Source organism: Bacillus sp. TSO22, from assembly GCF_020223595.1.
In the GTDB taxonomy this organism is placed as follows: domain Bacteria; phylum Bacillota; class Bacilli; order Bacillales; family Bacillaceae; genus Bacillus; species Bacillus inaquosorum.
On sequence record NZ_JAHAWO010000015.1, the window covers coordinates 409,544 to 430,001 of the forward strand.

A 20,458-nucleotide genomic window follows, 5' to 3' on the forward strand; every position below is an offset into this window, starting at 1 on the left:
GGTTCGTTTTTTTATTGATACTGCTCCAGCTTGGAGAAGAATTGAATGACAAACTCATAAAAGTCATTCGCAGACGGCGCAAGCTCTCTGTTTTTCGGTTTAATAATTCCGACAGTCCGTTTCACTTGAGGGAACTCAATTGGAATTTTCACAGTAAAACGAGGTGTTGTTTCAGCAAAGGTGCTTTCAGGCAGAAGGGTAACGCCCATTCCCGCGGACACCAATCCCTTGATGGCATCCAAATCCTCACCCTCTGTAGAAACGAGAGGGGCAAAGCCGGCTTGTTTGCAAGTATCAATTGCCATTTTTCTAAGCACAAATCCTTCCGGAAACAAAACAAATTGGTCATTGCGTAAATCGATTAAATGAACCGTTTTTTGTTTGGCAAGCGGATGATTTAATGGAACAAGTGCGTAAATTTTCTCTGTGAATAAAATTTTTCCTGTTATGTCAGGAAAGTTCGTCGGCACCGGCCCTAATAAGGCCAAATCAATATCGCGGGTTCTGACAGCTTCAATCAGAAACTTATAAGAGCCTTGTCGCAGCAAAAATTCTACGTGCGGATATTCTTCTTTAAATGCTGAAATTACAGTCGGCAAAAGCTGGCTGGCCAGACTTGTAGGAAAGCCGATCTTTACCGTCCCGCGATGCGGGTCCAGATACTCATCAATTTGTTCTTTCGCATAATCGATGGCTTTCATTGCCGTTTTCACATGAATCAAAAATTCTTTTCCGATCGGCGTGAGTTTGATATTTCTCCCTTCACGCTCAAATAAAGTCACATTTAATTCTTCTTCAAGATTTGCAATTTGTCTGCTGATTGCTGATTGGGCCACATGCAAATGATCAGCGGCTTCTGAAACGTGTTCACGTTCAGCCACCTCCATAAAATAGCGCAGTTGGCGTAGCTCCATGTTTGTCTCACATCCATCTATCTCATTTTGAGATTCTTTTGATCTAAATTATATATTGTTTATATCGTTTTGAAAACCTACAATGATTATAGAGTTGTTAGATTTTATGACCGGTATTATCGGAAATTGATCGGGGGAGAGGAATTATGACGTACAATCAAATGCCAAAAGCTCAAGGTCTCTACCGTCCTGAATTTGAACATGATGCATGCGGAATCGGCCTATATGCGCACTTAAAGGGCAAGCAGACTCATGACATCGTCAAACAGGGGCTTAAGATGCTTTGCCAGCTAGACCACAGAGGAGGTCAAGGCAGTGACCCGGATACAGGAGACGGAGCCGGCTTACTGGTTCAAATCCCTGATGCTTTCTTTAGGAAAGAGTGCAAAGACATCAATCTGCCGGAAAAAGGGCGTTACGGGGTAGGAATGGTCTTTTTCTCACAGAAGGAAGATGAAAGAATAAAAATCGAAAAGCAAATCAATGCACTGATTGAACAAGAAGGCCAAGCCGTTCTTGGATGGAGAACTGTACCTGTAAATGTCGGAAAAATCGGAACAGTGGCACAGAAAAGCTGTCCGTTTGTCCGTCAAGTATTTATCGGCGCTAGTTCTGATCTGAAGGACAATTTGTCTTTTGAACGAAAATTGTATGTCATTCGTAAACAGGCTGAAAACTGGGGAGTAACGGAAGGTCTTGATTTTTATTTTGCCAGTCTTTCAAGCCAGACCATTGTTTACAAAGGCCTTTTAACACCTGAACAAGTTGATGCGTTTTATTCTGATCTGCAAGATGAAGCATTCGTTTCTGCTTTTGCGCTTGTCCATTCACGTTTCAGCACCAACACATTCCCTACATGGGAAAGAGCGCATCCAAACCGTTATTTGGTTCACAATGGTGAAATTAACACCCTTCGCGGAAACATTAACTGGATGAGAGCGCGTGAGCAGCAATTTGTTTCTGAAAGCTTCGGTGAGGACTTGAACAAGATTCTTCCAATTCTGAATGCTGACGGCAGTGACTCTTCCATTTTGGATAACGCATTTGAGTTTTTTGTAATGGCTGGACGCAAACCGGCACATACAGCGATGATGCTCATTCCTGAGCCATGGACGGAAAATACGCATATGTCTAAGGAAAAGAGAGCGTTCTACGAGTACCATAGTTCCCTAATGGAGCCTTGGGACGGACCGACAGCCATTTCATTTACTGACGGAAAACAAATCGGTGCGATCCTTGACCGGAATGGTCTCCGTCCGGCCCGTTATTATGTAACAAAAGATGATTATATTATTTTCTCATCTGAAGTAGGCGTTATTAAAGTTGAACAGGAGAACGTTTTATATAAAAACCGTCTAGAACCTGGAAAAATGCTGTTGATCGACCTGGAAGAAGGCCGGATTATCTCAGATGAAGAAGTCAAAACACAAATTGCAACTGAGTTCCCGTACCAAAAGTGGCTTGAGGAAGAGCTTGTCCAAGTGAATCCTGATCCGGAATCAAGAGAGGAAGAACAATTTACAGATCTTCTTACTCGTCAGAAGGCATTCGGATACACATATGAAGATATCCAAAAATATTTAATTCCTGTCATTAAAGAAGGCAAAGATCCTCTCGGTTCAATGGGGAATGACGCGCCGCTTGCTGTTCTGTCAGACCGCGCGCAATCACTGTTTAACTACTTTAAGCAGCTGTTTGCACAAGTGACGAACCCGCCAATCGACGCGATTCGTGAGCAGCTTGTGACATCTACGATGACTTGGCTAGGTGCAGAAGGTGATCTTCTTCACCCAAGTGAGCGAAACGTTCGTCGGATTAAACTATATACACCTGTTTTATCCAATGAACAGTTTTACGCATTAAAAACGATTGTTCATCCTGATTTAAAAAGCCAAAAAATCGATGTGCTGTTTTCAGAGGATCTTGAACGCGGATTAAAGGACATGTTCACACAGGCAGAAAAAGCCATCAGCCAAGGTGTAAGCCTGTTAATTTTATCAGACAAAAAGATGAACGGACGCCTGACACCAATTCCGCCGCTTCTGGCAGTCAGCGCGCTGCATCAGCATTTAATCCGCAAGGGGCTGCGTACAAAAGTCAGCATTATTGTGGAATCAGGAGAAGCGCGTGAAGTGCATCACTTTGCAGCTTTAATCGGTTATGGTGCGGATGCGATTAATCCTTATCTCGCTTATGCGACCTACAAGCAGGAAATTGATGAAGGCCGTTTAGATATTAGCTATGAAGAAGCGGTCAGCAAATATGGAAAAAGCATTACTGAAGGTGTCGTAAAAGTCATGTCCAAGATGGGGATTTCAACTGTACAAAGCTACAGAGGCGCCCAAATCTTTGAGGCAGTAGGAATCAGCGGCGATGTGATTGACCGCTATTTCACAGGAACTGCATCACAGCTCGGCGGCATCGACTTGAACACAATTGCAGAAGAGGCGCAGCGCCGCCACCGGGAAGCGTATCAAGATGATTACAGCAAAACGCTTGAACCGGGAAGTGACTTCCAATGGAGAAACGGCGGAGAGCATCACGCGTTTAACCCAAAAACGATTCATACCTTGCAATGGGCGTGCCGAAGAAATGATTACAATCTGTTTAAACAATATACAAAAGCGGCAGATGAAGAGCGCATTGGATTTTTACGGAACTTGTTCGCATTTGACGGAGACCGCAAGCCTCTGAAATTGGAGGAAGTTGAATCCGCTGAATCGATTGTCAAACGCTTTAAAACGGGTGCGATGTCATTTGGATCCTTAAGTAAGGAAGCGCATGAAGCTTTAGCAATCGCAATGAACCGTCTTGGCGGGAAAAGCAACAGCGGTGAGGGCGGAGAAGATCCGAAACGCTTTGTTCCAGATAAAAACGGAGATGACAGAAGAAGCGCGATCAAACAAATTGCATCCGGACGTTTCGGTGTCAAAAGCCATTACCTCGTTAATGCAGATGAGCTGCAGATTAAAATGGCGCAAGGCGCTAAGCCGGGTGAAGGCGGACAGCTGCCTGGCAACAAGGTATATCCTTGGGTTGCCGATGTCCGCGGATCAACGCCTGGTGTCGGATTAATCTCACCGCCGCCGCACCACGACATTTATTCGATTGAGGATTTAGCCCAGCTGATCCACGATTTGAAAAATGCCAACCGTGACGCAAGAATCAGCGTAAAGCTGGTGTCAAAAGCAGGCGTAGGCACAATCGCTGCAGGTGTTGCCAAAGCGACCGCAGATGTCATTGTGATCAGCGGTTACGACGGAGGTACAGGTGCCTCTCCGAAAACCAGTATTAAACATACAGGGCTTCCGTGGGAGCTTGGCCTTGCCGAAGCACATCAAACGTTAATGCTAAACGGACTCCGTGACCGTGTTGTATTAGAAACAGACGGAAAGCTCATGACAGGCCGAGACGTTGTGATGGCTGCCTTGCTCGGCGCCGAAGAATTCGGTTTCGCAACGGCTCCGTTAGTTGTACTCGGTTGTGTCATGATGCGTGCCTGCCATTTGGATACATGTCCTGTCGGTGTAGCGACACAAAATCCAGAGCTTCGCAAAAAGTTCATGGGCGATCCTGATCATATTGTGAACTATATGCTGTTCATTGCTGAAGAAGTTCGTGAGTACATGGCTGCGTTAGGCTTCAAGACATTTGATGAAATGATCGGACGCACTGACGTACTTCATGTGAGTGAACGGGCGAAGGCGCATTGGAAAGCAAGCCAGCTTGATTTGTCTACCCTTCTTTATCAGCCTGAAGGCGTACGGACGTTCCAATCGCCGCAAAATCATAAGATTGATCAATCACTTGATATTACAGCGATTCTCCCGGCCGTACAAGAAGCCATCGAGTCTGGAAAAGAAGCGGATGTTTCTATTCAAATCAACAATACAAACCGTGTAGCCGGAACGATAACAGGCAGTGAAATTTCGAAACGCTACGGAGAAGAAGGGCTTCCTGAAGATACGATCAAGCTGCAGTTTACCGGATCAGCCGGACAAAGCTTTGGAGCCTTCGTTCCTAAAGGAATGACGCTTTATTTGGATGGCGACTCAAATGATTATGTCGGAAAAGGGCTTTCTGGCGGAAAAATCATCGTCAAGTCACCGGAAGGATTCAATTCCGCTTCAGATGACAACGTCATTATCGGCAACGTAGCTTTCTACGGCGCGACAAGCGGAGAAGCATATATTAACGGACGTGCGGGTGAACGCTTTGCCGTTCGGAACAGCGGTGTGAACGTGGTTGTAGAAGGTATTGGCGACCACGGCTGTGAATACATGACTGGCGGAAGTGTTGTCGTACTCGGAGATGTAGGCAAAAACTTCGCGGCAGGTATGTCCGGCGGAATCGCTTATGTACTGGCCGAAGATGTAAAAGCGTTTAAACGCAAATGCAACCTTGAGATGATTTTATTTGAATCATTAGAGGATGAAAAAGAAACCCAGAAAATCAAAGCAATGCTTGAAAAACATGCTGCGTATACAAACAGCCAAAAAGCTACAGACCTGCTTGATCAGTGGGAAGACAGCGTGAAAAAATTCATCAAAGTCATTCCGAAAAACTATAAACAAATGCTCGCAAGTATCGAAGAGCAAAAAGCTGCAGGCTTATCAGATGAAGAAGCTGTCATGTACGCATTTGAAGCCAACACGAAGCCAAAGCAGAATACAACGTCATCGGGACAAAAACAAGCGGTAGTACAGTAAGGAAGGGGAGAGGAACATGGGGAAACCAACTGGATTTATGGAGATCAAACGAGAAAAACCTGCTGAGCGGGACCCTCTCACTCGCTTAAAGGATTGGAAAGAATATTCTGCTCCTTTTTCAGAAGAAGCATCGAAACGGCAGGGGGCGCGGTGTATGGATTGCGGTACACCGTTTTGCCAGATCGGTGCAGACATTAACGGATTTACATCCGGCTGTCCGATTTACAACTTAATTCCTGAATGGAATGATCTTGTCTACCGGGGCAGATGGAAAGAAGCATTGGAACGCCTTTTGAAAACAAACAACTTTCCTGAATTCACAGGGCGGGTATGTCCCGCACCTTGTGAAGGGTCATGTACATTAGCGATTTCAGACCCGGCCGTATCCATTAAAAATATCGAACGGACCATTATCGACAAAGGATTTGAGAATGGCTGGATTCAGCCTAGAATTCCTAAAAAACGAACAGGCAAAAAAGTGGCCATCGTTGGATCAGGCCCGGCCGGACTGGCGAGTGCTGACCAGCTGAATCAAGCGGGGCATTCCGTCACTGTGTTTGAACGCTCAGACAGAGCGGGCGGCCTTTTAACATACGGCATTCCGAACATGAAGCTTGAGAAAGGCATTGTAGAACGCCGGGTTAAATTGCTGACGCAAGAAGGAATTGATTTTGTCACGAACACAGAAATTGGCGTTGACATTACAGCTGATGAGCTGAAAGAGCAATTTGATGCTGTGATTCTGTGCACAGGCGCACAAAAACAACGGGATCTATTAATTGAAGGACGCAATTCAAAAGGAGTCCATTACGCGATGGACTACCTGACACTCGCAACAAAAAGCTATTTAGATTCTAACTTTAAAGACAAGAAGTTTATTGATGCAAAAGGAAAAGATGTCATCGTAATCGGGGGCGGAGACACAGGAGCTGACTGCGTGGCTACTGCTCTGCGACAAAAAGCTAAAAGTGTGCACCAATTCGGCAAACACCCGAAACTTCCGCCGGCCCGCACGAATGACAATCAGTGGCCTGAACAGCCGCACGTCTTTACGCTTGAATATGCGTATGAAGAAGCGGAAGCAAAATTCGGAAGAGATCCGCGAGAATACTCCATTCAAACGAAAAAAATGGTTGCGGATAAAAATGGAAAGCTGAAAGAGCTTCATACCATTCAAATGGAAAAAGTGAAAAATGAGCACGGAAAGTACGAGTTCCGCGAGCTGCCCGGGACGGAAAAAGTATGGCCTGCTCAGCTTGTCTTTATCGCTATCGGCTTTGAAGGCACAGAACAGCCGCTGTTGAAACAGTTCGGTGTCAATTCTTTAAATAACAAAATCAGCGCAGCATATGGGGATTATCAAACAAATATCGATGGCGTATTTGCCGCAGGGGATGCAAGAAGAGGCCAAAGCTTAATCGTATGGGCGATTAATGAAGGCCGTGAAGTAGCGCGCGAAGTGGATCGATATTTGATGGGGAGTTCAGTTCTTCCGTAAATAAAGGGGATTATTATATAAAAGAAACCGGTCTGAATATCAGCCGGTTTCTTTTTTTATTCCATGACGATTCCGATGTTGCCAAACTGTCTGCCTTCCTGCATTCTGGTATATGCCTCACACGCTTTTTCTAAAGGATATGTGCGGTCAAGTACAGGGCGCAGCTGATGTTTTTCAATGAAAGCGAGCATATCATGAAATTCTTCACAGCTCCCCATCGAGGTTCCCAATACATTGATCTGAGGAAAGAATAAAGAGCGTACCGGAAAACTGAGGTCGTCGCCTGAGCTTGCCCCAAAGCTGACAATACGGCCGTTCGGTTTAACATGGCGGAAGTATTCCGAAAAGAGGGCGGGGCCTATGCTGTCAAGAACAACATCAGCCTTTTCTCCCTGCAGCTGTTCATCCCAATTGCTGTAGCTGTCAAATGCGTAATCAGCACCTAATTGCAGCGCTTTTTTTCTTTTCTCCTCACTGCGAGAGGTCACACTTACTTTCGCCCCGATCGCTTTAGCCATGAATAAAGCGTAGGTTGCAACACCGCTGCCGATGCCGGGTATCAATAGATGCTCGCCTTTTTTCAATTGGGATTTTGTAAACAGAGCCCGATATGCGGTTAAAGCGGATAAAGGCAAAACGCCTGCTTCTTCCCAGGATAAATAAGAAGGTTTTTTGATTGCATTTTGTGAAGGGATGATCACGTATTCAGCAAGCGTTCCGTCAGAAGGGCCGCCCAAAATCTCCGGAACAGGCGGCACATTCTCTGTCAAATCCCAGTTCAATGTCGGGAAAATGATTACTTCTGTTTGAACAGCAACGTTTTTCACGCCTTCACCAACCTCTTCAATGATACCGGCGCCGTCAGAGCCCAGTATTACATGAGGATCTCGTTCAGATTTGTTATTCATAAGAAACAGGTCGCGATGGTTTAGACCTGCAGATTTTAATTTGACTTTTACCTCTCCGTATCCAGGCTTTTTTGATGGAACGTCTTGAAAGGATAACCCCTGAAGTCCGGTTTTTCCGTTGTGAATTACAGCTTTCATGCTGTCTGCCTCCTCATTGAATTGTATTTTCATATCTTTACATATTTTACATAGCGGTTTTCTTCGAGTAAAATGAACAAATATGATAGCCGATATCACTTTTTATCATAGCAAGAAGGTGAGTGCCTGTGGAAAGCGGAGATTTAAGGATTTTTCGGGCTGTTGCCCGTGAAGGAAGTATAACGAAAGCAGCCCGAATGCTGAATTATGTTCAATCCAATGTGACAGCCAGAATACATAACCTTGAGGAAGATTTGAAGATCAAACTTTTTCATCGAACGAATCGCGGGATGAAGCTGACAGCTGCCGGAGAAAACCTATTGCAATACGCAGAGCAAGTATTATCACTGCTGGACAAAGCTGAAAAATCGGCACAGGTGGGCCAGCATCCGAAAGGGCCTTTGCGGATCGGATCGTTGGAAACAACAGCGGTAACGCATCTGCCCGAGCATGCGGCCTCCTTCCTCAGGCGTTTTCCTGAAGTTGATTTATCAGTGAACACAGCTGATACACACAATTTGATTCAACAGGTTCTTGATCATAAGGTTGATGGCGCTTTTGTATACGGACCGGTTGAGCAAACGGATATCAGACAAATCCCTGTTTCCCGTGATGAATTGGTTTTGATTTCATCACGGGAGGGGACGGCAGAAGACATGCTTCGGCAGCCGATGCTCTTTTTTGGAGCTGGCTGTTCTCATCGTGCCAGGGTCAAGAGATTGCTGAAGGAAGCAGGTATTCAAAATCAAAAAATCATAGAGTTTGGCACATTGGAAGCTATTTTAAGAGGAGTATCCGCCGGTTTGGGTACGGCGCTGCTTCCGAAGTCCGCTGTTGACTGCTCTACCCATGGTGCAAATGTGTATATTCATCAGCTGCCAGCAGCGTATCAAGACTTAGAGATCGTATTTATATACAGAAAAGACTTTTTTATGACGAGTGCGTTTCAGACATTTATTGATGAGGTAAACGAAATGAAAAGATGAAGACTGTTACGCTGCATAAGCTGAACTAAGAACTTAGCCGATTGTCAAGAAAGCCGGCATATGGAGTATCACCAAACCGTATTAAAGGCATTCGGATTGTTATCAGGCAGGAGGAGGTTATTTCCGTTCTTATATAAAGGTCTGCATACAAAAAAACTGTACTCAATTGAAGCGAGTACAGTTTTTTCTTTTTATTTCCGTTTTAAATTAATACCGATCGCCGCGCCGTTTCTGCTTGAATCAGCTACGCCTTTAAAGGTGCCGTTTTCATGGTCGATAGAAATGCTTTGTACGTTCCCGATATCCACCGGGCTTTTGCCGAATTTGTGGCCCATGCCGTTTAGTTTGCTGAGAACATCTTCAGGAACTCCGTCTTCATAGCGGTAAGAGCTCATGCTGTTTGTGTAAATTCTCGGCTCTTCAACAGCTGCTTTTAATTCCATGCCATATTCGATGTGATAGAGAATGGTTTGCAAAACGGACGAAATAATGGTGGCCCCGCCAGGAGATCCGACGGTGAGGACAGGCTTATCATCCTTAAATAAAATGGTCGGGGTCATACTGCTTAAAGGCCGTTTGTTTGGCTGTACTTCGTTGGCTCCGCCTGGAACCGCATCAAAATCTGTTAGTTCATTGTTTAAAATGACGCCGTAATCAGGGACCATAATACCCGTTCCGAATAGCTGTTCAATTGTCGTCGTGTAGGAAACAACATTTCCCCAGCGGTCGGCAACTGTAAAGTGGGTTGTTTGGCCTTCTACTTTGTCTTTCGGCTGTTCGACTTGCTTATAGTTTGCCGATCCTTCTTGGTATTTCCAAGGATCACCGGCTTTCGGTTTTTTATTGACTTGATCTAAGTTGATTAATTGCTGGCGTTCTTTAATATAATCGGGGTGAAGCAGGCCTTTGAGAGGAACGTTTACAAATTCGGGATCACCTGCATAAGACGCACGGTCGGCATAAGACAAATGCATCGTTTCAGCAAGCAGTTGATATTTTTCCCATGAGCGGACATCGTATTGTGAAAGGTTAAAATCATCAAGTATTTCCAGCATTTGCAATAAGAAAATACCGCCAGAGCTTGGAGGAGGAGTAGTGGCGATTTGATAGCCTTGATAGTCTCCCCAAATCGGTTCATCGATTGTGATGTCATAATTTTCTAAATCCTTTTTCGTCATTGATCCGCCGAAATCCTGTACAGTGTCAGAAAGCGCTTTGGCGAATTTTCCTTCATAAAAAGCGTCAGTGCCTTTTGAGCGAATGAGCTTAAACGTTTTTGCCAAATCCTTTTGAACCAGTGTATCGCCTTCTTTAAGCGGCTCGCCATTTGGCAAAAATACATCTTTTGCGGCAGTCCGTGACAGCTTTTCCTGATAATCAGAAATCGCATCTGCCAACACCGAATCAATCGGAAAGCCTTTTTCAGCGAGTTTAATAGAAGGGGTGATTAATTGCTTCATTGAACGGGTTCCCCATTTATCCAGAGCTTCTTCCAGCCCTTTCAGCGTACCTGGAACACCGACGGCAGTACCTTTTGTCACACGTTCAGAGAAAGGAATCGCTTTGCCGTCTTCATCGAGAAACATATCAGGAGTTGCACCTGCTGGAGCGCGTTCACGACTGTCAATGATCGTTGTATCCTTTGTTTTTCCATCATACACCATCATAAAACCGCCGCCGCCAATGCCTGACATCATCGGCTCTGTTACATTGAGCGCAAATTGAATGGCAACTGCCGCGTCAATGGCATTTCCTCCTTTTTTCAGTACATCAGCACCGATTTCCGATGCGAGAGGATGTGCGCTAGCAACCATGCCGTCTTTCCCAACATCTACTTGTTTGTACTCGTCATAGCTTTTGGGCGGCTTTTTCGCTTCCGCGTGAAAAGGGACACTTCCAGCGACTAACAGAACACTAAGCAGAGCTGTTAAACAGACGTTCCACGTTCTTTTCATGTTCTCCCTCCTATATGAAGCTGTTATGTTACAATCTTAGCGTAAAAAAATTACAGCGTTTTCACAAGTGACAAATGGTATATTATATAGAACATTCACCCGCTTTTCTGTGTGAAATTGATTATATTGTTATGAGCCATGTGCTATATTAGAATCAGCATACGGATTAAGAAAGGACTGCTATATGTATTTAACGATTAAAGAAACAGCAGAATATACAAATCTTTCAGAGGATTATATTAAAAGTTTGGTGCAGGGAGGAAAAATCAGAGCCGTTCATGACGGTGAGCAATTTTTGATTTATAAGGGACAGTTCAAAACGCATCTCGAACAGCTAGAGAATTACAGAGCACTCGTGCAGGAAATCTTAAATGAACCAATCCCGGAAGATATCGATGTAAAGGATGAGGACTAGGACACAATTTCAAATTGTGTCTTTTTTTGTATATCTTTTTCAAAACAGCGAAAAAACCGAAGCGTCAGATTTTTTTCTAAGAGGCTTTTTGATGATAGATAGGGGAATATGTATCAAATAGGTTAAAAGCTTTATAAGAGGCTTTAAAACTCATTTAAGAGGGAGGAGGTTCTGAAAAGCTTTTTCACCCGCCTATGTAACACTATGTATATTATGTTACATAAATGCCGCCGTACTTTGACTTTCAACGTTTTTCAGCTATAATAGTAACATAGACCTCAAAACGTTACATAACGGTTTTTAAGGAGTTTTTGGATGCATATTGTACAGCCGATTCGCAGTTTAGAAAAAATTCAAGATGTAAAACAGTATTTGCTAAACAAAAACAAGCGGGATTATTTTCTGTTTATTTTCGGCATCAACAGCGCGCTCCGCATTTCTGATATTTTGCCGCTGCAAGTGAAGGACGTTAAAAATAAAGATCATTTATGGGCGACTGAAAGCAAAACGAAAAAGAAAAGGAAGATACTGATTTTAGAATCGCTGAAACAGGAAATATACGAGTATACGAAAAATATGAAGGAAAACGAATATCTTTTTAAATCTGTCCGGACCAGGAAGCCGATTTCCCGTATTCAGGCCTACAGGATTTTAAGAGAGGCCGCCGCGGCGTGCGGACTCGAGGAGATAGGGACCCATACGCTGCGGAAAACGTTCGGCTATCATTTTTATCAGCGGACAAAAGACATTGCCGAGCTGCAGAGAATACTGAATCATTCATCACCCTCGATTACAATGCGGTATATCGGTATTGATGAAGATACGACAAGGGCCGCGTATAAGGTTTTTGGAGGGCTTTAATACAAACCGCTTGAAAATATTTATCATCAGAGCTACTATATAAATACCAAAAGCTCTAGTAGCACAGCGGATAGTGCAGCAGTTTCCTAAACTGCAGGTCGGGAGTTCGAATCTCTCCTAGAGCGTTATATGACAAAATGACAATGGGCTTTTGGCCTGTTGTCTTTCTTTATGCCAAATAAAAAAACGCCCGCTTATGCAGGGCGTTTTTTCTTATATAACTGCGTCAAATTGATTGACTTTCCATTTTTTACTTTCTTTTACAAATGTCACTTTCCGTTTCGCTGCAGGTGATCCGTCTAAAGTAGGAACGGTAAATTCGTATGTGACTGTGCCGCCTTTTTTAGAGATCAGTTTAGCAGTTGATTTTTTCCAATTTAAAAGGTTGTCACCGTCGCCGATTGGCACGGCTAGTTTTCCTTTTGAAACAGTGAAGTGATAGTCTTTAAAGCCTTTTTCGATTGCTGTTTTTGTGAAAATAGGAGTTAAGTAATTCACTGCTTTTGCTTTAGTGCCTAGGTCACTGCACATGTACACGTATTGAAGATTTTGATACTCAAAAGTGCCTGATGGGCAAACTGCTTTTTTCGCTTTTGGATTGTGGCCGCTCATTGTGTTCCAAAAATGCTCTCTTGCTGATAACGCCAGCTGCAGTGCTTGTTTTTGTGATAAATCACCTGAAGTATTTTTCGCAAATGCATTTGTGCTTAATGACAGAATAAGTGCAATAGTTGTTAGAAATAGAAAACATTTTTTCATTGTGGTTCACTCCTTCAAAATCTCTTTCTCTTATGTTACAAATGTTACAATAATTACGGATAGATTACAATACTTTTGCATAAATTATTTTTTTATTCTTTTACTCACAAGAAAATAAGCTGTTACTTGCTAGTTTATTCTTCATAAGCTAAAAAGATGTGTAAAATTAGAAGAATCGGGAAGGGTTTCATATGTACAGTGATGAATAATAACATGTTACATATCCTGTTTTTGTCAAAAGAATAGGGTCATGTTTACAAACGAATTCAAATAAAGGAGCTTTCAATATGGAAACATCACAAGAACAACTTGTAACTCAGAAGAAAAGCAATCCATCTGTCTGGCGGTCTATGTCACTCTTTTTAGTTCCGCTTCTGCTAAGCAATGTACTGCAATCAGTCGGCCAGCTAGTCGGGATGATGGCTGTAGGCAGATGGCTTGGTGTTGATGCGGTTGCAGCTGTATCATCCTTTTTCCCGTTATTTTTTCTTTTAATCTCATTTACAATTGGGATCGGTTCAGGAAGCTCAATCCTGATCGGACAAGCCTACGGGGCGAAAAATGAGGAACGGTTAAAGGCTGTTGTCGGGACGACGCTCACGTTTACGTTTTTATTAGGAGTTGTGTTAGCCGTCATCGGCAGTATTTTCACCTTGGATATTCTTCGTTTAATGGGCACGCCTGAAAATGTAATTCATGTCAGCGCCAGCTATGCACGTATTTTATTTTACGCGATGCCGTTTATGTTTTTATATTTTGCTTATACAACATTTTTGCGCGGAACTGGGGATTCTAAGACACCTTTTTATACGCTGATTGTGAGCACGGTCATTAACATAGCGCTTTTGCCTGTCTTGATCCTTGGCATGTTCGGTTTTCCGAAACTGGGCATATACGGCTCCGCATATGCAACCGTCATTTCCACGATTGCGACTTTTATTGTGTTAATGGTGTATTTGCGAAAACGAAACCATCCGCTGCAATTTGATAAAACAGTGCGCCGTTATTTGAAAATGGATAAAGAACTTCTGGCTCTCCTGCTGCGCCTCGGGATTCCATCAAGCATCAATATGATTCTCGTCTCATTATCAGAGATAGCGGTTATTTCATTCGTCAACCATTATGGCTCTAATGCGACAGCTGCATACGGCGTGGTCAACCAGGTAGCCAGCTATGTGCAGATGCCGGCCGTCAGCCTTGGTATTGCGGTGTCTATATTCGCCGCGCAATCGATCGGAGCGAACGAGTTTGGCCGCCTAAAACAGGTAATTCGTGTCGGGATTTGGCTGAATTATATCATTGGCGGTGTGCTGATCATTCTGATCTATGTTTTTTCACATCAGATTTTAGGATTATTTTTAACCGAACAAGAGACGCTTTACATTGCGCACCGTCTCTTGATGATTACATTGTGGAGTTACTTACTCTTTGGAAATGCCCAAATTATTTCTGCGACGATGCGGGCAAGCGGAACGGTTTTATGGCCGACCGTTATCAGTATTTTTGCCATCTGGGGAGTAGAGGTGCCTGTCGCGTTCGTACTTTCCCACTACACAAATCTTGAAATACTCGGCGTCTGGGTTGGCTATCCGGCTGCGTTTGCCGTCAGCTTGCTGTTGATTTATGGGTATTATCAATTCGTTTGGAAAAAGAAACAGATTACACGTCTCATCCAATAGCATCCCGAATCACACCGTTCAACATTTGAACGGTGTTTTTTGTTTGATAAAGAGAAAACATAAATGGAGGAAATATGGCACATTACATTGAATTCTTATACAAGCAATGAATCAAGGAGAGGTTGAGTACACATGGCAAACGATATTGAGAAGATTACGTATTTAGGAACACCTGCCATCAAAGCAGGCAACGAACATATAGAAATGATTGTCGTTCCCGAGTGGGGGAGCAACGTCATTTCTCTTGTGGACAAAACGACACAGCTTCAGCTTTTGCGTGAACCGGAAACAGCAGAAAGCTTTCATGATACACCAACATTGTATGGCATTCCGATCCTGTTTCCGCCTAACCGGATAAGTGACGGTACATTCAGTTTCCGGGGCAGAACATATCATTTTGATATCAATGAAAAGGATAAACACAACCATCTTCATGGGTTTCTTTATCAGGAAAAATGGAACGTAGTGACCATGAAGCAAACTGATGAAGAAGTGATCGTTGAAACTGAAATTGACCTTTCAGAGCTTCCCCATGTGTATAAGCAATTTCCGCATCATGCCGTCGTTCGGATGACATACACGCTAAAGGGGAATACTCTATTTAAACATGCGACGGTCATGAACAAAGGAAAGGAAGCGTTTCCTTGGGGAATCGGCTATCATACTACATTTGTATTTCCAGAAGAAAGCTCGTTATTCTCCCTGACAGCAGATCAGCAATGGGAGTTGGATGAGCGCCTGCTGCCGACCGGGAAACTGATGGATGTACAGAATAAAGAAGCCTTGCATGAAGGGATGGATTTACGCAGCCAGCAGCTGGATGATGTCTTTTTATCTTCTTATCAGAAAAGGGGCGGAGAAAATCAGGCAGTCATTTATCATCAGCATGCACATATAAGCATTATTTATAAGGCAGATGAACAATTTAAACATTGGGTTGTATACAACGCGGACGGAAAGCAGGGATATTTATGCCCTGAACCTTACACATGGGTGACAAACGCTGTGAATCTTAATGTGTCTCCATCACTCACTGGTGTACAAGTGCTGGAGCCGGGAGAAGAAACGACAGCCAAAAGCAGTATCACCATTGAACTGAATCATCAATAGCCCATGATGAGGCGCAGAGAGGCGGGGTAAAAAAATGAAAAAAAGCATAAAGCTTTATGTTGCTGTTTTGCTGCTTTTCGTCGTTGCTTCGGTCCCTTATATGCATCAGGCTGCGCAAGCGGCTGAAAAACAAGGTGCACTTGCCGGGCAGATCGATAAGATTTTAGCTGATCATCCTGCACTCGAAGGCGCAATGGCCGGCATCACTGTTCGTTCTGCGGAAACAGGCGCTGTTCTATATGAGCATTCAGGAGAGATCCGAATGAGGCCCGCCTCTTCTTTAAAACTTTTGACAGCGGCCTCATCACTTTCTGTTCTTGGCGAGGACTATTCCTTTACAACCGAGGTCCGGACGGACGGCAAATTTAAAGGGAAAAAGCTGAATGGAAACCTTTATTTGATAGGGAAAGGAGATCCGACACTTTTACCATCTGATTTTGAAGAAATGGCTGAGAAATTGAAACAATCCGGCGTGAAAGAGATCAAAGGCAATCTGATCGGTGATGATACGTGGTATGATGACATCCGATTATCGCCTGATATGCCGTGGAGTGATGAATACACATATTACGGCGCGCAAATCTCCGCTTTAACAGCGTCTCCGAATGAAGATTATGATGCAGGCACTGTGATTGTAGAGATCACCCCGGGTAAAAAAGAGGGGGAAAAGCCTGCCGTTTCTGTATCTCCGAAGACGGATTATGTAACGATTAAGAACGATGCCGAAACGACTGCGGCTGGCCAAAAGAAAGACCTCACGATCGAAAGAGAGCATGGAACAAACACGATCACAATTGAAGGGAGCGTACCGGTTGACGCAAGCAAGACAAAGGAATGGATTGCTGTCTGGGAGCCGGCTGGATACGCTTTGGAATTATTTAAGCAGGCACTAAAAAAACAAGGAATTACTGTAAAGGGGCACGTCAAGACAGGCGCTGCGCCCGGTTCTTCAGACGTGTTAATCTCTCATCGCTCAATGCCTCTGTCAAAACTATTTGTGCCGTTTATGAAATTAAGCAATAACGGACATGCCGAAGTGCTCGTAAAAGAGATGGGGAAAGTGAAAAAAGAAGAAGGAAGCTGGGAAAAGGGACTTGAAGTATTAAACAATGCGCTTCCGGAATTTGGTGTTGATCCCAAATCACTTGTCTTAAGAGACGGATCAGGTGTCTCCCATATTAATGCTGTATCCTCAGATCAAATCTCACAGCTGTTATATGACATTCAAAATGAGAAATGGTTCCCAGCTTATCTAAATTCTCTGCCGGTTGCGGGCAATAGTGACAGGATGATAGGCGGAACACTGAGGAACCGGATGAAAGACACTCCTGCACAAGGAAAGGTAAGGGCAAAAACCGGATCGTTAAGCACAGTCAGCTCTTTATCCGGGTACGCAGAAACCAAGAGCGGAAAAACCCTTGTTTTTTCTATTCTTTTGAACGGATTGATTGATGACGAGGATGGAAAAGATATCGAGGATCAAATCGCTGTCATCTTGGCAAATCAATCATAGCGTCAGACCTGTTTTCCAAGGAAAACAGGTTTTTTTATGTCTTCAATAATATTCCGGTCGCATCTGCCAACAAATAGAAAGATTACGCGCAACAGCAAATTAGCACAATTGAAAAATTAGTGTGTAAGACCCGAATCAGAATGATACTTTTATCACTTTATATTAAAAAATTTGATGAAGAAAGAAACCAAAACTAAAGAAATAATACTATATTCAAAAAAATGTTATAAAAATTTAATATTTTTTATTGTACTTTAAAAAATATCCGTTAATATAGTGCATATATGGATTATATAGTCATATAATTTCTTTTATTGTCTTTTTTTACTTTTTTCTTACTCTCTTATTATGAGAACTGGAGGGAATCCGTTGAGCCAACATACTTATTCTTTAACCCATGCCCAAAGGAGAGTGTGGTTTACCGAACTGCTGGAGCCAGGTACCAGCATTTGCAATCTTACGGCCTGTGTGAAATTCAGAGGCAATATTGATCTTGATGTTCTAGAGGGCGCGCTGAATCATTCCATCTCCCGCAACGATGCCATCAGGTTTCAGCTGCTAGAAGGAGAAGAGCTTGAGCCGCGATTGTACCTTACTGAATATAAATATACTTCATTGGGAATAATAGATTTTTCAAATGTTGAAATGATAGAAATAGAGCAATGGATACAAGAACAAGCGAGAATCCCATTTAAACTATTTAACTCGCCTCTTTATCAATTTTATCTCCTTAGAATCCACAATCATGAGGTTTGGCTGTTTGCTAAATTCCATCATATTATAATGGACGGCATCTCCTTAAACGTGATGGGAAATCAAATTATAGATCTTTATCAAAAAATGAAAAAGCAAGATCCTTTACCCGATCAGCCTGAACCTTCTTACTTGAGCTACATCGAAAAAGAGAGTCAATATTTACAGTCTTCACGTTTTACAAAGGACCGTTTATTTTGGACTCAAACCTTTCAGAATCCGCCGGGATACCACTCGTTAGCCGGCCAGACGTCTTTACAAAAACAGAGCACATCCGCATCCAGAGACACCATCACCCTTTCACCTCATCTAGGGCAAACGATTCGAATCTTTTGCGAAGAACAAAAGATCAATATCATTTCCTTATTTATGGCTTCATTTTACATATGCATCAGCCGGATCACTTCTAAAAAAGACCTTGCCATCGGCACCTACTATGGCAACAGAGGGTCAAAGGCTGAAAAAGAAATGCTCGGCATGTTCGTCAGTTCTCTTCCCATCAGAATAACGGTTGATCCTGACGCGGACTTTCTATCCTTTGTCCGCAGAGTAGGCAGGGAACAGCTTTCCGTTATGCGTCACCAACGATTTCCTTATAATTTGCTTGTAAATGAATTAAGAAAAGAACAGAAGGATTTACACAACCTTATCGGTATATCTATGCAGTATCAACCGCTCCAATGGCACAATGCAGACGGTTTTGACTATGAAACGGCGCTTTATTTCAGCGGATACACCGCGAACGAGCTTTCTGTTCAAATACAGGAACGGACAGACACCGGAACTATTCAATTAAATTTCGACTATCAAAATACCTTGTTTTCTCTTGAGGATATTAAGCGAATACAGAACCATCTGCTTACGTTACTGGAAAACGCCCTTCAACATCCGCACAGTTTCATAAAAGAATTAGATATGACTAATATAAGAGAGAAACAAAAATTGTTGTATGAGTTTAATAAGACGGAAGCTGTTTCGCCTGAAGCCCCAACCCTGCACGGTCTGTTTGAACGACAGGCGGCTGTCACACCGGAGCGGCCAGCCATCCGCTTTTCCAGCGGTTCGCTGACGTACGCTGAGCTTGACATGTATGCCAGCCGGCTGGCTGCGGGCCTCGCGGCACGCGGCGTCACGAAGGAAAGCATCGTCGGTGTCCTGTCTGAACGGTCACCTGAAATGCTGATAGCGGTACTTGCTGTATTGAAGGCAGGCGGGGCGTATTTGCCGCTTGATCCTGCATATCCAAAGGAACGGCTGAGCTATATGCTGAAAGACAGCGGGGCGGCGCTCTTGCTGACGCAGCCGGGATGTTCCGCACCGAGCTTTTCCGGGGAGACGCTTGAAGTGGACATGGCATCCCTTGCGAGCGAAGAAGCAGAAAGCCATGTGTTTGCTCCTGCTGACAGCGGCTCTCTCGCCTATGTCATCTATACGTCGGGCTCCACCGGGCAGCCAAAAGGGGTAGCGGTTGAGCACCGCCAGGCTGTTTCCTTTCTGACTGGCATGCAGCGTCAGTTTCCGCTTCAGGAAGATGACATTGTCATGGTGAAAACCTCTTTTTCCTTTGATGCGTCTGTGTGGCAGCTGTTTTGGTGGTCCCTTTCCGGCGCTTCGGCTTATCTGCTTCCGCCCGGATGGGAAAAAGACCCGGCATTGATCGTACAAGCCATTCATCAGGAAAGTATTACAACGGCCCATTTTATTCCGGCTATGCTGAACAGCTTTCTCGATCAAGCGGAAATCGAAAGGCTGAGTGACGGGACAAGCCTGAAGCGTGTATTCGCCGGAGGTGAACCGCTTGCGCCCCATGTGGCAGCCCGTTTTGCTTCTTTATTGCCGCAGGTATCGCTGATTCATGGCTACGGGCCGACAGAAGCGACGGTTGACGCGGCATTTTACGTGTTGGACCCAGAGCGGGACAGGGATCGCTTGCGGATTCCGATCGGGAAGCCCGTACCCGGTGCGCGTTTGTATGTTTTAGATGCGCATTTAGCCGTACAGCCTTGCGGTGTCGCCGGCGAACTGTACATAGCCGGAGCGGGTGTGGCCAGAGGCTATTTGAATCGGCCGGCCTTAACGGAGGAGCGTTTTCTTGAGGACCCGTTTTACCCGAGTGAACGCATGTACAAAACTGGGGATTTGGCGCGCTGGCTTCCTGACGGACATGTTGAATTCCTCGGCCGTTTGGATGATCAAGTCAAAATCAGGGGCTACCGTATCGAGCCTGGAGAAATTGAAGCAGCGCTTAGAAGCATTGAAG

At 44.1% G+C, this 20,458-nt stretch carries 13 protein-coding genes and 1 tRNA gene; 10 read left to right on the forward strand and 4 right to left on the reverse strand.

What is annotated here, in order from left to right:
- Nucleotides 1-11: 11 nt before the first annotated feature.
- The gene (gltC, locus tag KHQ79_RS21960; RefSeq protein WP_225516916.1) at nucleotides 12-914 is read right to left on the reverse strand and encodes a glutamate biosynthesis transcriptional regulator GltC; all 903 of its coding nucleotides are present in this window, start codon (nucleotides 912-914) and stop codon (nucleotides 12-14) included.
- 146 nt (nucleotides 915-1,060) lie between these two features.
- Here gltC and gltB point away from each other — a divergent pair, with 146 nt between their 5' ends.
- Both gltB and gltD read left to right on the forward strand, forming a co-directional pair.
- Entirely contained in the window at nucleotides 1,061-5,623 is a 4,563-nt protein-coding gene (gene gltB / locus KHQ79_RS21965; protein WP_225516917.1) for a glutamate synthase large subunit, read from the forward strand.
- A 16-nt stretch (nucleotides 5,624-5,639) separates the two neighbouring features.
- Nucleotides 5,640-7,121 (forward strand): glutamate synthase small subunit, encoded by a 1,482-nt coding sequence (gltD, locus tag KHQ79_RS21970; RefSeq protein WP_225516918.1) that lies wholly within the window; start codon nucleotides 5,640-5,642, stop codon nucleotides 7,119-7,121.
- 56 nt (nucleotides 7,122-7,177) lie between these two features.
- Here gltD and KHQ79_RS21975 read toward each other — a convergent pair whose 3' ends face one another.
- Nucleotides 7,178-8,167: a zinc-binding dehydrogenase gene (locus KHQ79_RS21975; protein WP_225516919.1), complete on the reverse strand. Its 990-nt coding sequence runs from the start codon at nucleotides 8,165-8,167 to the stop codon at nucleotides 7,178-7,180.
- A 128-nt stretch (nucleotides 8,168-8,295) separates the two neighbouring features.
- Here KHQ79_RS21975 and yofA point away from each other — a divergent pair, with 128 nt between their 5' ends.
- On the forward strand, nucleotides 8,296-9,153 hold the full coding sequence (gene yofA / locus KHQ79_RS21980) for a LysR family transcriptional regulator YofA (RefSeq protein WP_225516920.1): 858 nt from the start codon (nucleotides 8,296-8,298) through the stop codon (nucleotides 9,151-9,153).
- Between the two features lie 191 nt (nucleotides 9,154-9,344).
- Here yofA and ggt read toward each other — a convergent pair whose 3' ends face one another.
- On the reverse strand, nucleotides 9,345-11,108 hold the full coding sequence (gene ggt / locus KHQ79_RS21985; protein ID WP_100274597.1) for a gamma-glutamyltransferase: 1,764 nt from the start codon (nucleotides 11,106-11,108) through the stop codon (nucleotides 9,345-9,347).
- A 184-nt stretch (nucleotides 11,109-11,292) separates the two neighbouring features.
- Here ggt and KHQ79_RS21990 point away from each other — a divergent pair, with 184 nt between their 5' ends.
- From KHQ79_RS21990 to KHQ79_RS22000, 3 genes are all read left to right on the forward strand, one after another.
- Nucleotides 11,293-11,523: an excisionase family DNA-binding protein gene (locus tag KHQ79_RS21990; RefSeq protein ID WP_225516921.1), complete on the forward strand. Its 231-nt coding sequence runs from the start codon at nucleotides 11,293-11,295 to the stop codon at nucleotides 11,521-11,523.
- Nucleotides 11,524-11,838: 315 nt separating this feature from the next.
- Nucleotides 11,839-12,384: a site-specific integrase gene (locus tag KHQ79_RS21995; RefSeq protein ID WP_003241935.1), complete on the forward strand. Its 546-nt coding sequence runs from the start codon at nucleotides 11,839-11,841 to the stop codon at nucleotides 12,382-12,384.
- Between the two features lie 52 nt (nucleotides 12,385-12,436).
- A tRNA-Arg gene (locus KHQ79_RS22000) sits at nucleotides 12,437-12,509 on the forward strand.
- An 88-nt stretch (nucleotides 12,510-12,597) separates the two neighbouring features.
- On the opposite strand, the gene iseA is transcribed toward KHQ79_RS22000, so the two are convergent.
- Nucleotides 12,598-13,143: an IseA DL-endopeptidase inhibitor family protein gene (iseA, locus tag KHQ79_RS22005; protein ID WP_225516922.1), complete on the reverse strand. Its 546-nt coding sequence runs from the start codon at nucleotides 13,141-13,143 to the stop codon at nucleotides 12,598-12,600.
- A gap of 287 nt (nucleotides 13,144-13,430) precedes the next feature.
- Here iseA and KHQ79_RS22010 point away from each other — a divergent pair, with 287 nt between their 5' ends.
- From KHQ79_RS22010 to KHQ79_RS22025, 4 genes are all read left to right on the forward strand, one after another.
- A complete protein-coding gene (locus tag KHQ79_RS22010; RefSeq protein ID WP_003241939.1) occupies nucleotides 13,431-14,822 on the forward strand; it encodes an MATE family efflux transporter in 1,392 nt (463 codons plus the stop codon).
- 132 nt (nucleotides 14,823-14,954) lie between these two features.
- Complete coding sequence (gene galM / locus KHQ79_RS22015) at nucleotides 14,955-15,932, forward strand: aldose 1-epimerase (RefSeq protein ID WP_225516923.1); 978 nt, start codon at nucleotides 14,955-14,957, stop codon at nucleotides 15,930-15,932.
- 34 nt (nucleotides 15,933-15,966) lie between these two features.
- Entirely contained in the window at nucleotides 15,967-17,445 is a 1,479-nt protein-coding gene (gene dacB, locus KHQ79_RS22020) for a D-alanyl-D-alanine carboxypeptidase/D-alanyl-D-alanine endopeptidase (protein ID WP_225516924.1), read from the forward strand.
- A gap of 369 nt (nucleotides 17,446-17,814) precedes the next feature.
- Nucleotides 17,815-20,458 (forward strand): non-ribosomal peptide synthetase (locus tag KHQ79_RS22025; protein ID WP_225516925.1); only part of this gene is annotated, 2,644 nt, incomplete at its 3' end.